This is a genomic window from Prevotella sp. lc2012, from assembly GCF_900107065.1.
In the GTDB taxonomy this organism is placed as follows: domain Bacteria; phylum Bacteroidota; class Bacteroidia; order Bacteroidales; family Bacteroidaceae; genus Prevotella.
Genome location: NZ_FNUF01000005.1, coordinates 116,631 through 132,730, shown reverse-complemented (window position 1 = coordinate 132,730; position 16,100 = coordinate 116,631). Strand labels below are relative to the sequence as shown.

Genomic DNA, 16,100 nt, shown 5'->3' with positions numbered 1-16,100 from the left:
ATGGGAAATCCAAAAGCATTTTTAGAGATACACCGGCAGGAAGCCGGCTACCGTCCTATCCAAGATAGGATCCACGATTTCAGTGAGGTCGAACAGACACTCAACACCAAAGAGCGCAGAGCACAGGCATCACGCTGCATGGACTGCGGCGTTCCCTTCTGCCACTGGGCTTGTCCGTTAGGCAACAAACCGCCTGAATGGAACGACGCCCTATATAAAGGCGACTGGGAGCTGGCCTACCGTCTGCTCAACGCCACAAACCCGTTCCCAGAGTTCACCGGACGTATCTGTCCTGCCCTCTGCGAGAAGGCATGCGTGCTGAACCTGATTGAGCATGAGCCGACCACCAACCGTGAAGACGAGTGTGCCATCACCGAGACGGCTTTCCGTGAGGGCTACGTCAGTGTTCATCATCCCCTTCGCAATGGTAAGAAGGTGGCCGTGGTAGGAGCAGGGCCTGCCGGTCTTGCTGCCGCCAACGATCTGAACCACATGGGTTATCAGGTCACGGTCTTTGAAAAAGCCGAAGCCGCCGGCGGTCTTCTCCGCTACGGCATCCCGAACTTCAAGCTCAACAAGGCGGTCATCGATCGTCGTCTGCGACTGCTTGAGGAGGAGGGCATCGAGTTCCGTTACGGCGAGGAGATGACCAGCGAGTCGCTTGTCAACGGTCTTGCCGGTTACGATGCTGTCGTCATCGCCACAGGCACACCGACAGCCCGCGACCTGAATATCCCCGGTCGCGACCTGAAGGGCGTACACTTTGCCCTTGAGTTGCTCGCCCAACAGAACAGGGTGCTCGCCGGCATGGAGTTCTCCAAGGAGGAGCGTATCACGGCCAAGGGCAAGGATGTCCTCGTCATCGGTGGCGGTGATACCGGCAGCGACTGTATCGGAACGGCACACCGCCAAGGTTGTAAGAGCGTTACTCAGATCGAGATCATGCCGAAGCCCGTCGAAGGACCCGTCGATCCGAAGAATCCCTGGCCCGGCTTCCCCCGTACGTTGAAGACCACCTCCAGTCACGAGGAGGGCTGTGTACGTCGCTGGAACATCAACTCTCTGGAGTTCCTCGGGAAAGACGGTAAACTCACGGGAGTACGCGTCCAGGAGATCGACTGGAAGCCCAACCCCGACGGCGGTCGTCCCATCATGGTCGAGAAAGGTAAGCCCGAGATCATCAAGGCCGAGCTCGTGCTACTGGCCATGGGATTCCTGAAGCCCGACCATCCGCAATATGCGGAGAACGTCTTCGTATGCGGCGATGCCGCCAATGGCGCCAGCCTCGTTGTCCGCGCCATGGCCAGTGGCAAGCAGACCGCCGCAAAAGTCAACACTTATCTGTCAACAAAGTAACACAAACCAAATCATAGAAAGGAAAGATTATGGAAGCATTAAGATTTCAGATGGTCGGCGAGGCTTTCGCAAAGAAGCCCCTCGACGTAAAGGCACCGAGTGAGAGACCTTATGAGTATTTCGGAAAGAAGGTCTTCAACCGTGAGAAGATGTACAAGTACCTGCCGAAGGACGTCTACGAGAAGATGATCGACGTCATCGACAACGGCGCGCGCCTGGAGCGTAATATCGCCGATGCCGTGGCAACAGGTATGATGCAGTGGGCCAAGGAGAACGGCGTGACCCACTATACCCACTGGTTCCAGCCGTTGACCGAGGGCACGGCCGAGAAGCACGACTCATTCATCGAGCACGACGGTAAGGGCGGTATGATCGAGGAGTTCTCCGGCAAGCTGCTCGTTCAGCAGGAGCCCGACGCCTCATCGTTCCCCTCTGGTGGTATCCGTGCCACCTTTGAGGCACGTGGCTATTCTGCCTGGGATCCCACATCACCGGTGTTCATCATCGACGACACCCTGTGTATTCCTACGATCTTCATCTCTTATACAGGTGAGGCCCTCGACTACAAGGCTCCGTTGTTACGTGCCCTGAAGGCCGTCAACGTTGCCGCCACCGACGTCTGCCATTATTTCGACACGGCCGTGAAGAAGGTCACCTCCAACCTCGGTTGGGAGCAGGAGTATTTCCTGGTCGACGAAGGCCTCTACGCCGCACGTCCCGACCTGCTGCTCACCGGTCGCACACTGATGGGTCACGACTCAGCCAAGAACCAGCAGATGGACGACCACTACTTCGGCTCTATCCCCGAGCGTGTGGCTGCCTTCATGAAGGATCTTGAGATCCAGGCCCTGGAACTCGGCATCCCTTGTAAGACCCGTCACAACGAGGTGGCACCCAACCAGTTCGAGGTGGCTCCTATCTTCGAGGAGACCAATCTGGCCGTCGACCATAACATGCTGCTGATGTCGCTGATGAAGCGTGTGGCCCGCAAGCACGGCTTCCGCGCCCTGCTCCACGAGAAGCCCTTCGCAGGCATCAACGGCTCCGGTAAACACAACAACTGGTCGCTGAGCACCGACAATGGTGTCCTGCTCCATGCTCCTGGTAAGACTGCCGAGCAGAACCTCCGCTTCGTCACCTTCATCGTCGAGACACTGATGGGTGTCTATAAGCACAACGGACTGCTGAAAGCCTCCATCATGAGTGCCACCAACGCTCATCGTCTGGGTGCCAATGAGGCTCCCCCAGCCATCATCAGCTCATTCCTCGGCAAGCAGCTCACCGAACTGCTCGATCATATCGAGAAGGCCGACAAGGACGATCTCTTCTCGATGGCCGGCAAACAGGGTATGAAGCTTGATATCCCTGAGATTCCGGAACTGCTCATCGACAATACCGACCGTAACCGTACATCACCCTTCGCCTTCACCGGCAACCGTTTCGAGTTCCGCGCCGTAGGTTCAGAGGCCAACTGCGCCAGTGCGATGATCGCCCTGAACAGTGCCGTGGCCGAGGCCTTGGTAGACTTCAAGAAACGTGTCGATAGCCGTGTAGCCGAGACCGCCAAGAAATTTGACGGTACAGAGCACAGTGCTGTGTTCCATGCCATCATCGACGTACTCCGTGAGGACATCAAGACCTGCAAGCCCATCCGCTTCGACGGTAACGGCTATAGCGACGAATGGGTACTGGAGGCCGAGAAGCGTGGTCTTGACGTGGAGAAGAGCTGTCCGAAGATCTTCGAGCGCTACCTCGACCCCGAGAGCATCAAGATGTTCGAGAGTCTCGGTGTGATGTCGAAGAAGGAGCTGGAGGCACGTAACGAGGTAAAATGGGAGACCTACACGAAGAAGATCCAGATCGAGGCCCGCGTGCTGGGCGACCTCTCGATGAACCATATCATCCCTGTGGCCACCCGCTACCAGAGCGCCCTGCTCCACAACGTAGAGGATATGTCGGCCATCTTCCCCGCCGACAAGGCCGAGAAGCTGTCTGCCCGTAACATCAAGCTCATCGAGGAGATTGCCGAGCGCACCTCAACCATCGAAAAGGGTGTAGAGGAACTGGTGAACGCCCGTAAGCTGGCCAACAAGATCACAGATGAACATGAGAAAGCCATCGAGTATCACGATAAGGTAGAACCGAAGCTTGACGATATCCGTTATCAGATTGACAAGCTCGAGCTCATCGTCGATGATGCCCTCTGGCCACTGCCTAAGTACCGCGAACTGCTGTTCATTCGGTAATATTTCTTTTTTTGGTTCTTGCTCAGGCTTGCATGACCTGCGAGCCGAGCGGTTTGAAGTTTGCGTAGCATCCGGCACTGTGATAGTGCCGGATGCCTTTTTTCTTTTATTCGGATATGATACCGAAATGTTGCAAGGCAGACCATACGCCATCGTCATCGACAGAGGACGTCACATAATCTGCCTCCTGCTTCAGGGCTTCGACGGCATTTCCCATGGCGATGCCGATGCCGGCAGTACGTATCATCGAGGTATCGTTTCCACCATCACCGAAGGCGATCGTGTGTGCCGGTTCTATCCCCTCATGGGCAGCCATGGCCAGCAGTCCGCGCCCCTTGTCGGCCATCCTTGCGGTAATATCGGTGAACTCTGGATGCCAGCGCCCGGATATACAGCCAGGAATCCGTTCCATCAGCAGCGGCTCGTAGTCATCAGGGAAGAATGGCGTCAACTGGAGCACGGGCTGCTGAAGCACTTCGTCTATAGGTCGTGCCAGGTGCAGGTTCTGCACGGCCAGCTCTAGACGGAAAATACGATCCACGTCACCTTTCGGGTCGAAGACAGCCAGGTCACGCTCCCCCACAATGATCAGTCCATAGCCCTTCTCCCTGGCATCATCCGCCACCAGACGGGCCTCCTCAGCCGGGATGGCATTACACGACACCGTCTCCTCGCCGACGAAGCAGCGGGCGCCATTGGTGGTCACATAACCGTCTATCAGGTGCTTAATCGCACCAAGGTTCGTGATGATGATAGGAGGCCGTCCCGTGGCGATATACACACGATGGCCGTTGGCCTTCGCCTGTGTCAGCGCACGGACCGTCGAGTCCGGTATCTCATGAGTCTTAAAACTCACCAGTGTACCATCGATATCGAAAAATAAAGCATAGCTTCTATTCATGTCTTGATAGTATCTTTTTCGGGAAGCCTCCCCTTCCCATTCATTACTCTTCGTCTTTTGCGCTGCAAAATTACGCTTTTTTACCGAGATTCCCATCGTCAGGTTAAGGAAAAACTACAAAGCAACACTCAAACCAACACGCCCTCCCATGCGTCTTGCTTAGTTTTTGCATAAAATAGTACTTCTTATGTTTGGAAAATTAATATATTTGTTCTACTTTTGCATTATGAAAATAACAAATAAATCGTTAGAGATAGAAGTCTTAAAGTGTTCATATGGGAATGGATACTATAATGTTAAGTTTGGCATAAGATTGTTTAATGACATAACCGACACGGATTTTGCGACAAACTTCACAACTAGATTTAGTAACAGAGACTTGCAATATATTACCGACAACATTCATGATTTTCTCGACAATAAGATAGATTGTTTTGGTTTTAAGTCATGTGACAAATCTTTGTCCTTTCATTTTGCTCAAAATGATGAAGGCATAACACATCAGATTGAAATCTGGAAAGAAAAGTATAATATTAATTATGAGTTTAACCTGCCATTAGACATTAGTTATCTTGAGTCGTTTGACTGTATGTTGGATTATATAAGAAGTGGGGATTTTGATTATGATCCTAAATTGAACAGAGATGATGCCTTACATATCAAAGTATATAACAATAGGAATTCCGGCATTCTTTCTTTGAGTTTTTCTTTGTCTGAGGATAAGATAATCAGAAGGAACTGCATGTGTCATGAAGATGTCGACTTATTAAAGTCACAAATAACCAAGCTGTTAGATGGAGATACTATTTCGATAAATATTAATAGTGACAATATGTTCTTGTCGATATGTGCATTTGGTCCTGATTTCTTAGTAGATGGTGAGATACGTGATTTCACTTTCCCAACAAACAACAAGATGCAACTTCTAGGGGGGTATTCCATCGATAGAGAGAATATCGAGAGAATAATAGATGCAGAATGAGTATAAGAACGATAAATTAAGATCAACTTTTGATATGGCTAAAAGGATTATAACAAAGATAGGTGATCTTTTCTGTGTGAAAGTAGATAATGATTATAAATGCTATTTTCAATATGTAGCCAATGATATGACGGTTCTTAATAGTTCGGTTATACGTGTGTTTTCAAAACACTATCCAATAGATTATGTTCCAGTATTTGATGATATCGTCAAAGATAAAGTATACTTCTATGCACATACGATTCTTCGATATGAGGATATCGTAAGCAAAATTAAAACAGGGAATTATATTTTAGCATATTGATTGAAGATCATGGTTGTCACGGGGAAAGGCAAACCGTATAAAGAGCAAGACAATTCTATATCTTTAGTTACTTAATTATATAGCCTTATGAGAAAGGAAGTTAATTTGAGGTTTATCCTGCCATTTGTACTTTTAACGAGTGCATGTGATCCGTATTCTACTGTTACATATACTATATGTAACGAATGTGATAGCGCAGCAACAATCGTCATGCGACCTTCTACAGAGTGCTATATTCAAAGAAAAGATAGCATTGAATGGTATACGCCAAATGAAGAGAATGTAATTATAAGAAAGAGTGAATTCATTTGTGAGAAGTTCGGATGGATGAATGCTACTATAGAGTCTCACACTCCTTTATGGGAGGATATCAGCTCTATTTCTATAGGGGATAAAACACTATCCCCAGAGAAATGGGGAAACGAAAAGAACTGGACATTTCACAAAAGTGGAGGGCATTTCTTTGGTTTGGGGGAAGAATGGTCCTATCGTCTCATTCTAAAAAACGAGGACTCTCAATGACAGAATAGGGACAAAGATGTCTTTTGCGCTGCAAAATTACGCTTTTTTACCGAGATTCCCATCGTCAGGTTAAGGAAAAACTGCAAAGTAACACTCAAACCAACACGCCCTCCCATGCGTCTTGCTTAGTTTTTGCATAAAATAGTACTTCTTATGTTTGGAAAATTAATATATTTGTTCTACTTTTGCAGGCGAATTCTTATTATATTGCATACTATGCGAATACAACTCGCCTTTTAAACATCTGCAGTGAAAAAAGTCATAAATTACATTTATTATGGATTTTATCAAATAGATTATGTTTTTGGAATCCGCTTCTATCAATCCTATTATATTGGAACTGGTGGCGTACTGTTTTGCCTATCTATCACATTGTATGTATGGGCTATTGTGTGGACTGTGGTGTTATTAGTGGTTAGAGGTTTTATTGACAAAACATATAATATGCCAGATAATGATGCTTGGTTACTTTCAGTTATTCCTGGCCTATTTGTTGTTGGTTGGCTATATTATTGGGATGAGAAAGAAAAATATAGAAAAGACTTTGAGGAGTTAGACAAGAAGCCATCCATTATGAGGTGGATTTGTTTTCTTTATGCAGTGGCCTTTGCATGTGGTGGAGTCATGTGTCTTCTTGGATGTAGCAATATCGTGAGGAGACTTACAGGGAGCATTCTTTAAAAACCATAAACCATAAAAAAATGAAACGAAAAGGATTAGTGATGTTATGTCTCGCTATTGCCATGACGGCAACGGCACAGAACAAGTATTGTAAGAGTTATGAGGATTTCAAGGCCGACCAGTGGACAGAGATCGACACCGTCTATCTGAATGGTCACAGCAAGTCACATCAGTTGTGGGTAGGCGGCAACGACTACAAGCTGACAACGGGCGACAAAGCACAGGATGAGATCATCAAGAAAGAGGCCTTTGCAGTGATATGCAAAGACACCATCTATGTGAATTGTCGCAACCTGCGCTTCGAGAATACCGGCTTCGGCAACGGCTATACGAAAGGCTACCGCTATGATGGCGACAAACTGTGCATCGTCAATAAGATAATCGGGAAGGCAGCCCTTACCCGTCAGAGCTTGCTCGGAGGTCTCGGCGGCGCTGTTGGCGGAGCCATTGCTGCTTCTTCGCAGATGAGCAATCAGGTGTGCTACCTAATAGAGTCGGACGCAAAGAAGGGTAAGGTGAACATCCGACTGATTGACGATGCTTTCATGGCTGAGGTTCTGAAGGACCATCAGAAGGTGGCCGATGAGTATAATGCCATCAAAAAGAAAAAAGATCGTCAGTCTGCAGCAACAGTGTTCCCGATTCTACAACACCTGGGCTTGATAGACTAATAACGTTATCAGGTAATCATATAACCATCTAACCCGACAAGGCCGAAAGACCGACACCCAGAGGGTTAGATGGTTATATGCTTTATGACTCTTCCTTCATCATCCGTCGCCACTTGAACCAGCCGAGGATGGCTATCACGACGTAGAGACCATAGAGACTGGCCTTGAAGGGGATATCCTTATAGAAATAGAGCACGCACGTCACCACATCGACGGCAATCCAGATGAACCACTGCTCCAGATACTTGTGAGCCAGGGCCCAGACACCGACGATGCTTAAGGCGGTCGTGAAACTGTCGGCCAGGGGCACGGTCGAGTTGGTGTACGTCACGAGAAGCCAATAGATAAGGCCCCACACACCAACGATCAATGCCAACCACGGGAGTACCAGCCGGCAAGGGAAATGACGGATGGGCAGGACGGTCTTCGAGGCTGACCCACGGACCCACTTCCAGTAGCCATAGACCGTCATCGACAGATAGTAGAACTCCATGCCGCAGTCGGCATAGAGTCCTTTCTGGTAGTAGAGCACGATGCCCAATGCCTGCATCAGGAAACCCACGACCCACATCCATACGCTCGCCTTATATTCCAACAGGATATAGGCCAGACCCAGGATGGTGGTCAGGATATCAAGCCAGTGTGCTATCAGGAAGTCCATCATCTTCTTAGAACCTTACCGTCACACTGCCCGACACCGTGAAGCCCGCCATCGGAACGAAGCCGAGCTGGTAGTAACGGTTGTCGTTCGGATGATTGCCATAGTTGCGGAGAATGCAGGAGTACGACCATCCGCTGGCGGCATACCGACGGTTGAACACGTTATTGAAGTTCAGGCCGAAGATCGTCTCCTTGATGACCTTCCTTGGCTTCAGAGTATAACTGACAGAAGCGTTCGACACGCTGTAGCAGGGCAGCGAGCGGTCGGCGTTCTCTGTATTGTCGAGATACTGGCGCGACACGAAGTTGGTGTGCCATACGGCCTGCCACCCCTTGTGATGCAGGGTGACGAAGCCATTCAGGATGGCAGAAGGACTGAAGGCCAGCGTAGAGTGATCATAGTGGATGGTCTCCCACTGTCCGTCGTCGGGGTCGTCGTCCCAGTCGATGTTCACGGTCTCGTCAAAGTCCTTGATCCTGTTCCTGCTCAGTGAGGCGTTACCCTCGATGGTCAGCCACGATGTGGGATCCACACCGGCCTGCAGCTCCACACCCATGCGGTAGCTGTCTTTGATATTTGTGGTCAGAGGCTCACCGATATCGCTCACGGCTCCGGTCTGCACGAACTGGTCGGTATAGTCCATATAGAAGAAGTTCGCCCCTACACGGAAGATACCGCTGTTATAGGTATAGCCCAATTCATAGTCCGTCAGTCGCTCTGCCTTCGGATAGGCACGGTGACCATTGTCGGTGAAGTTGTTTCGCTCAGGCTCGCGATGACTCAGGGCCACAGAACCATAGACGCGATGGCCACCCGTATGCCATGAGAAGCCAGCCTTCGGGTTAAAGAAGTGATACTTCTCGTTGATGTCAAGATAATGGGTCAGGATCTCACCGGTAGCCTTGTCGGTTTTGTACTTGTCGTTATAGCCATCAGTCTTATAACCCACATACCGATACTGCACGTCGGCAAATACATCCCACTGCTCACCAAGATGGCGAGCAGCCTTCAGGTACGCATTCCCGTCGAATTTATGAGCATCTGAATCGTAGTAGCGATAGGCACCGCCGCCCAGGAACTGCTGTCTGACGACTTCGTTGGAGGCATAGGTCAGGAAACCGAAATGATTACCATCGAAATTCTGGACTGACAGTCCACCGATGACATCCCATAGATCGTCTTTGTAGTTGGCGCTCCACACCAGTCCATAGGTATGCTGTGTCAGTCCTTTCTTACGCACGAAGTCCGAGCGCTTGATGTTCGTACCATCGGCATCGGCCGCTTTAATGCCATACTTCACCAGTTTATTATTATAGCGGAACTCCTCGTAGTAACCATGACCATAGGTGTAGTGCAGCGAGGCTGTCGTGCTCCAGTGGTCATTGATAGTCCATGCTGCGGAGAGGATGTTATGGTCCTGCCAGAAGTTATCGGTAGTCTTGTCCCAGATGGTGCCGTCGGCCATGCGGTAGCGTTCCGTCTGGTAGTTTCCGTTGGCATCCTTCACGAAGAGTCCGTCGCTACCGGTAGCAAGTCGCTCATAAAGAGAATTAAACTTACCCAGTCCGGCGTTCCACATATCTTGATAAGTTCTGATACCCGTCTTGGCATTGTACGACCATGAGCCGTCGTCGTAGCTGCCATCCATCAGAGAGTAATCATCATTACCTGCCGTCACACCGTTCCAAGCCTGACCGGTACGCTCGAAGTTGCCGATATTCTTATAGCTCAGACGGAAGTTATCGCCTAGCCATGTCAGACCGCCATAGTAAGAACCAGAACGGCCACTGGTACCATGGACAAAACCATCGGTATGCGTCTCATGATAGGCACCGTCGATAATCAGATGGTTCCACAACAGACCGGATGAGAACTTTCCACCGACATTAAAGGTGTTATAGGAGCCATACGAGGCCGACACCTCCAGACTCGGGGTCTGCAAGGGCGAGGCTGACGCCAGGGCCACCGTACCGCCGAAGGCACCATCACCATTGGTCGATGTTCCCACACCGCGCTGTATCTGCACACTGCCGAGCAGAGAACCATAGGAGTTCATGTTGGCCCAGAACACGCACTGGTCCTCGGGCGAGTTCAGGGGCACACCGTCGAGCGTCACGTTGATACGTGAGCCACCGGCACCACGGATACGCATGGCCGTCGTTCCCGTGCCCAGTCCATTCTCGCTCCACGCCAGGATACCGGGTGTCTGTGAGAAGAGGAGAGGCAGTTCGCGCCCCGTCTTCGAGAAGGCGTCGAGTTGCTGCTTCTTCATGTTTGTAACGGCATACGGTGCGTTCTTCTGCGCACGTACACCTTTCACTACGACCTCTTGCAACTGCTCCACCTGTGTGGAGTCATACAAGGCAGCCTTGTTCTGGGCATTCACACTCATGGCGCCCAGCAGCGCTGTCATTCCTAAAAATAATCTTTTCATTCCTTTACTTACCTTTTACTATTTTCATCTATTGTAAAGGGGGATTTGTGTTGATTAAGCCTACTATCCATCCCTACGCCGGTATGATCCGGATCAGGTTAGAGGGTATCATCTCAGCCCACGCCCGTGGGCACCCCTTGATAATCAGCGAATACCCATACGGGCCTCCACGACATTCACCACATAGTCGCCGAGCTTCTCGCACTCGTTGATGAGGTCCATATAGATTGTACCTACGGCATAGGTATACTCGTGGTTGTTCACGTCGGTGATATTCTGCGACTTCAGTTGACTACGGAAGTTATTGATCTCATGCTCGATGTTAAACGTGCGGTTCACATCGAAGGTCTCCTTCCGTCCCATCATCAGTCGGTTCATCTGTGTGAGCGACTGGTCGGTCAGCTCCATCATCTGATGGATATGCTCATACTGTCTCTCATTGAAGTGATCTTGCTTGCCGTTGTATTTCCGTGAGATGGTACGTGCCATATTGAAGCAGGCGTCACCGATACTCTCTAGCTCGGAGATCTCACGGAGCATGGAGCGGATCTTGGCCTTGGTGTCATCGGAGAGATGAGCATCTGAGACCTGGTCGAGATAGTTGGCTATCTCCAACTCCATGTTATCAGAGATACCCTCGTACTTCTCAATCCGCGAGTAGAGCTTGTTGAAGTCAGCCCCATTACTGTCTTTCTTACTACTGGTGCTCGACGAGAGCGTCAGCAGCTCACGCACCATATTGAACATACGCTGCATACGTTCTGAGAAGGCCTGTATCTCTTTCTGGGCCTCGAACACGGAAAGCTCCGGAGTCTTCATGAAGCCAGCAGTGATGAAATGCAAACGGAACTCATCTTCCTCGTCGACCTTCTTTGGTTTGATGACCCAGCATACGAAACGTTCGATCTGTGGGATGAACCAGATGAGGATGAACGTGTTCACCACATTGAAGCAGGTATGGAAGGCAGCAAGCACGAAGCTCAGCTTAGCGGCATTGGCCAGGAACACCTTGATGGCTACCTCTCCCTTCACCATGGCGACATCGTAACCCACCAGACCACAGACAGCATCAATAAACGGACGGAAGACGAACAGGATCCACACCACGCCGAACACATTGAAGAACATATGCGCCAAGGCGGCCCGACGCGCCTGGGTATTGGCCGAGAGGGCGGCAAGGTTAGACGTGACCGTCGTACCGATATTCTCACCCATCACCAGGGCGATACCCTGATAGATCGGCAAAGCGCCACTCGAGCAGAGAATCATGGTGATGGCCATGACGGCTGCCGACGACTGCACGCAGAATGTCATCACACCACCAAGGAACAAGAAGATCAATGTAGTCACGAAGGAGTCGGGATCAAAGGAGGCGAAGAAATCAAGCAGTACCTGATTCTCACCCAGATGCATCTCCGTGCCAGTCAACCGGAGCGTGCCCAGTCCTAAGAGCAGGAACGACAAGCCGAAGAGGAAGTCACCGATATAACGATAGCGTTTCAGGTAGATCAGCACAATGCCGATGAGGAACGCAGGATAGACTGCATTGGTGATGTCGAACGACATTCCGGCCGACATGATCCAGGCCGTAAGCGTCGTTACGATGTTCGCACCCATAATCACCGAGATGGCCTGTGCCAGCGTCAGCAGTCCGGCATTGACGAACGAGACCGTCATCACCGTCGTAGCCGTCGACGACTGGACCGATGCTGTCACCAGCATACCTGTCAGCATTCCCGTAAAACGATTGGTGGTCATTGCACCGAGGACGTGTCGCAACTGCGGACCCGCCATCTTCTGCAAGGCGTCACTCATCGACTTCATACCAAACATCAGAAGGGCGAGCGAGCCAAGGAGTTTGAACAAAACGAGCATAAAGAAATCCTATGATTTGAATTTTGCTGCAAAAATAATAAAAAAATCTAAATGCACCAACACTTCTTTGGTTTTTTCGTTATCTTTGTGGTCGAAAATCATCATCAAAATGGAAACAGCACAAGTTTTTTGTCGCAATACAGGCACCACCATCAACGTACCGATCGGTGCCACACTGGCAGATGTGTATCATCTCAGCGGACTGGAACTGAAGCACGGTCCTATCTCAGCCCACGTGAACAACAAGGTAGAAGGTATGCACTACCGTATCTACAAACAGAAAGAGGTGGAGTTCCTCGACATCACCTCGACAAGCGGTTCCCGCGCCTATACGAGGACGCTGTTCTTCGTGCTCTGTAAGGCCGTCCGCGATCTCTACGACCCATGTAAGGTGGTCATCGATATCCCCGTGAGCAACGGCTACTATGTCAACCTGCATATCGGCCGCCCCGTCACCCTCGACGATGCGGGCGCCATCCGCCGACGGATGCAGGAGATTATCGACGCGGCTCTGCCGATACATCGTCATGAGACCACCACAGAAGAAGCTATTAAACTGTTCGAGAGTCTCCACTATAAGTCGAAGGTGAAGCTCCTGCAAGGACTTGGACGGCTCTACACCACCTTCTACGACATTGACGGCTACATGGACTACTATTACGGTTCACTGCTGACGAACACCTCGCAACTCTATCTCTTCGGATTAGAGAAATACTACGATGGTCTGCTGTTGCGCATCCCTTCTCGCGAGCATCCCGACGAGCTGGGCGAGATTATCCCTCAGGATAAGATGTTCGGCATCTTCAAGGAGCACCACAACTGGCAGAACATCCTTGGTCTGAGCACCATCGGCGACCTGAACGATGTGGTACAGAAAGGCCACAGCTCCACCCTCATCCAGATATCGGAAGCCCTGCAGGAGAAGAAAATCGCGAAGATTGCCGATGAGATCACACAACGGAAAGGCGTCAAGCTCGTGCTCATCGCCGGCCCCTCGAGCTCGGGCAAGACCACGACCTGCAAGCGCCTGTCCATACAGTTGGCCGTCAATGGCATCCGTCCCGTCAACATCTCACTCGACGACTATTTCGTGGACCGTGACCAGACACCGCGCGACGAGAAAGGCGACTACGACTTCGAGCACCTGCATGCCCTGAACCTGCCCTTGCTCAACGAACAGCTCACCGCCCTCTTCCGCGGCGACGAGGTGGAACTGCCACGTTACGACTTCCCCACAGGTACCAGTCAGAAGAGCGGCCGACGCCTGCGCCTCGGTGACAATGAGATTCTGGTGGTGGAGGGCATCCACGCCCTGAACCCCGAGCTGACCGCACAGATACCCAAGGAGCAGATCTTCCGTGTCTATGCCTCAGCACTTACGACGGTGCTGCTCGACAACCACAACTATATCCCTACCACCGACAACCGTCTGCTGCGGCGCATCATCCGCGACCATAAGTATCGGGCTGTCAGTGCCCGTGAGACCATCCGCCGATGGCCGTCGGTCCGTGCTGGTGAGAACAAATGGATCTTCCCCTTCCAGGAGAATGCCGACGCGATGTTCAACACCGCCATGCTCTTCGAGTTGGCTGTTATCAAGAGTCAGGCCGAGCCACTGCTGGAGCAGGTGCCGGAGAACTGTCCGGAATATGCCGAGGCCTACCGCCTGCTGAAGTTCCTCCGCTACATCACGCCCATCCCCGACACCCAGATCCCCCCGACCTCCCTCCTCCGTGAATTCCTCGGCGGCTCGTCGTTCAAGTATTAGTTGAACGATGGCGGCGGCCGACTGACAGAATAAGCCAGAGGTGTCCCCCTCTATACTTGGCCCCCTATGGGGGGCTAAAAGTATATGAGGGGGCCTCCGCGTTTTCTGTCAGTCGGAAATCCCCGATTTCCATGGTTGCTGAGCCCCAACCACCGCGGTCCCTGAGCCTGTCGAAGGGACTAGGATTGACGGACCGCCATCTCTCCTTTTGTCCTAAAAAAGTGCCTAAAAAAGTGCTCGGAAGAAGTTGTGAACTAGAAAAAGCGAGGGGGGGGGGGTATCTCCTTTTTGGGTTTGTCGAAGCATCGAAGGACCATCCCACAATTTACCTCACAGATTTGGTAGTCTCGAACAATTTGCCTATATTTGTCCTCGGAATCAACCATACGGTTTGGAAGATGATAAGCGATAGCTATACCTACGACCTGAGCGGCAATCCCCAGAAGATCTACTTCACCAACGGGAGCATCACGAAGTACGTCTACAGTGCGACGGGCCAGAAGCTGCGCATGGTGCACTACACGGCCAAGGCGAACATCAGCCGTGCGATCGGGCAGCAGGTGGAGCTGAAGGCATCGGAGATCCAGAGCACGGACTCGACGGACTACCTGCTGGGCGGCAGCCTGGTGGTGAGGAACGGCAAGATCGACAAGTACCTCTTCGACGGCGGCTATGCCCAGGCGACGGCCAGCGGCACGACGGACAAGTTCACGTTCTACTACCAGAACAAGGACCATCTGGGCACGGTGCGTGAGACGGTGACCTCGTCGGGCGCGATGAAGCAGCGCGTGAACTACTACCCGTTCGGCGGCCAGCTCGTGGACACGCTGAAGGCGATGGTCTTGAGCCCCAATTTCCAGCAGTATAAGTACAACGGCAAGGAGTTCGACGGCACGTTCGGCCTGAACACCTACGACTACGGCGCCCGCCAGCACGACCCGATATTGGCAAGGTGGGACCGCCTCGATCCCCTCTGCGAGAAGTACTACGGCGTCAGCCCGTATGCGTATTGTTTGAATAATCCGGTGAAATATATAGATATCAAAGGATTATATCCCAAAGGAGTATTGACTTTTCATAAAGCGAGTTTCTATAGAGCAGATTATTACACATTTACAAAACCCGCCGCACATCTTCTCTCTTTGGTTACAGGAGTTAAAGAAGAGTATATTCGAGATGTGAATATTATGGAGAGAGGATTTGGCAGAGAATATCCATGGTATAGTCCGAATAAGGGAGGTGGAGGAATCACCATAGGAAGTGCCCCAAATAATGTTACGATGACCTTTACCGAAAATTATTTTGCAGACAAAAAAGCAGATTATAATGGAAATGGTTATGGACAAGATGTTTCAGAATGGTTGCTTATGGCTTCACATGAAGTGACACACATCAAACATATAGAGCAGGCCGAAGGCAAACTCCAGTATCTTCTTCATTTTGTATCACAGTATATGAGATATGGAAGTCATGATGATGTTCCGGAAGAGAAAGAAGCAAATGCTAATGGGGACCGTTTTCTAGAATTTAATAGATTTCTAAATACTAATTATGGAAAGAACTGTTTACAAGATTTACTCAATTCGAATATGTCGAATATGCAGAAAGTCCAGCAAATTGACGAATGGTGGAAGTTATATGAAGAGCAAAAGAAGAGGAATGAGCAGACTCAATAGTGTTTTAGTATTTGTTATGACAT

Annotated in this window: 12 protein-coding genes and 1 riboswitch; of the genes, 8 read left to right on the top strand and 4 right to left on the bottom strand. The window is 50.6% G+C overall.

From position 1 onward, the window contains the following. Positions 1-1,356, top strand: coding sequence for a glutamate synthase subunit beta (locus tag BLU99_RS10490; RefSeq protein ID WP_091901868.1), 1,356 nt, complete (start codon positions 1-3; stop codon positions 1,354-1,356). Between the two features lie 29 nt (positions 1,357-1,385). Beyond that, on the top strand, positions 1,386-3,602 hold the full coding sequence (locus tag BLU99_RS10485; protein WP_091901865.1) for a glutamine synthetase III family protein: 2,217 nt from the start codon (positions 1,386-1,388) through the stop codon (positions 3,600-3,602). 106 nt (positions 3,603-3,708) lie between these two features. On the opposite strand, the gene BLU99_RS10480 is transcribed toward BLU99_RS10485, so the two are convergent. Then, entirely contained in the window at positions 3,709-4,503 is a 795-nt protein-coding gene (locus BLU99_RS10480; RefSeq protein ID WP_091902046.1) for a Cof-type HAD-IIB family hydrolase, read from the bottom strand. A 226-nt stretch (positions 4,504-4,729) separates the two neighbouring features. Here BLU99_RS10480 and BLU99_RS10475 point away from each other — a divergent pair, with 226 nt between their 5' ends. The 4 genes from BLU99_RS10475 (at position 4,730) to BLU99_RS10455 (ending at position 7,663) form a co-directional block, all read left to right on the top strand. Beyond that, complete coding sequence (locus tag BLU99_RS10475) at positions 4,730-5,485, top strand: hypothetical protein (protein WP_144006137.1); 756 nt, start codon at positions 4,730-4,732, stop codon at positions 5,483-5,485. A 391-nt stretch (positions 5,486-5,876) separates the two neighbouring features. Next, a complete protein-coding gene (locus BLU99_RS10465; RefSeq protein ID WP_144006136.1) occupies positions 5,877-6,311 on the top strand; it encodes a hypothetical protein in 435 nt (144 codons plus the stop codon). Positions 6,312-6,560: 249 nt separating this feature from the next. Further along, positions 6,561-6,992 carry a hypothetical protein gene (locus BLU99_RS10460; protein ID WP_091901855.1) on the top strand — a complete coding sequence of 144 codons (432 nt, stop codon included), beginning with the start codon at positions 6,561-6,563 and terminating at the stop codon, positions 6,990-6,992. Between the two features lie 20 nt (positions 6,993-7,012). Further along, complete coding sequence (locus BLU99_RS10455) at positions 7,013-7,663, top strand: DUF6563 family protein (protein ID WP_144006135.1); 651 nt, start codon at positions 7,013-7,015, stop codon at positions 7,661-7,663. An 82-nt stretch (positions 7,664-7,745) separates the two neighbouring features. On the opposite strand, the gene pnuC is transcribed toward BLU99_RS10455, so the two are convergent. The 3 genes from pnuC to BLU99_RS10440 form a co-directional block, all read right to left on the bottom strand. Beyond that, positions 7,746-8,327, bottom strand: coding sequence for a nicotinamide riboside transporter PnuC (pnuC, locus tag BLU99_RS10450; protein WP_091901851.1), 582 nt, complete (start codon positions 8,325-8,327; stop codon positions 7,746-7,748). Between the two features lie 4 nt (positions 8,328-8,331). Then, on the bottom strand, positions 8,332-10,758 hold the full coding sequence (locus tag BLU99_RS10445) for a TonB-dependent receptor (protein WP_091901850.1): 2,427 nt from the start codon (positions 10,756-10,758) through the stop codon (positions 8,332-8,334). Between the two features lie 52 nt (positions 10,759-10,810). Then, positions 10,811-10,906, bottom strand: a riboswitch (TPP riboswitch). Next, positions 10,903-12,633, bottom strand: a complete 1,731-nt coding sequence (locus tag BLU99_RS10440; RefSeq protein ID WP_091901848.1) for a Na/Pi cotransporter family protein — start codon at positions 12,631-12,633, stop codon at positions 10,903-10,905. It overlaps the preceding riboswitch by 4 nt. A gap of 109 nt (positions 12,634-12,742) precedes the next feature. On the opposite strand from BLU99_RS10440, the gene BLU99_RS10435 reads away from it, so the two are divergent. Both BLU99_RS10435 and BLU99_RS10430 read left to right on the top strand, forming a co-directional pair. Continuing rightward, positions 12,743-14,401, top strand: coding sequence for a nucleoside kinase (locus BLU99_RS10435; RefSeq protein WP_091901847.1), 1,659 nt, complete (start codon positions 12,743-12,745; stop codon positions 14,399-14,401). A 356-nt stretch (positions 14,402-14,757) separates the two neighbouring features. Further along, a complete protein-coding gene (locus BLU99_RS10430; protein WP_176771124.1) occupies positions 14,758-16,077 on the top strand; it encodes an RHS repeat domain-containing protein in 1,320 nt (439 codons plus the stop codon). Positions 16,078-16,100 lie beyond the last annotated feature (23 nt).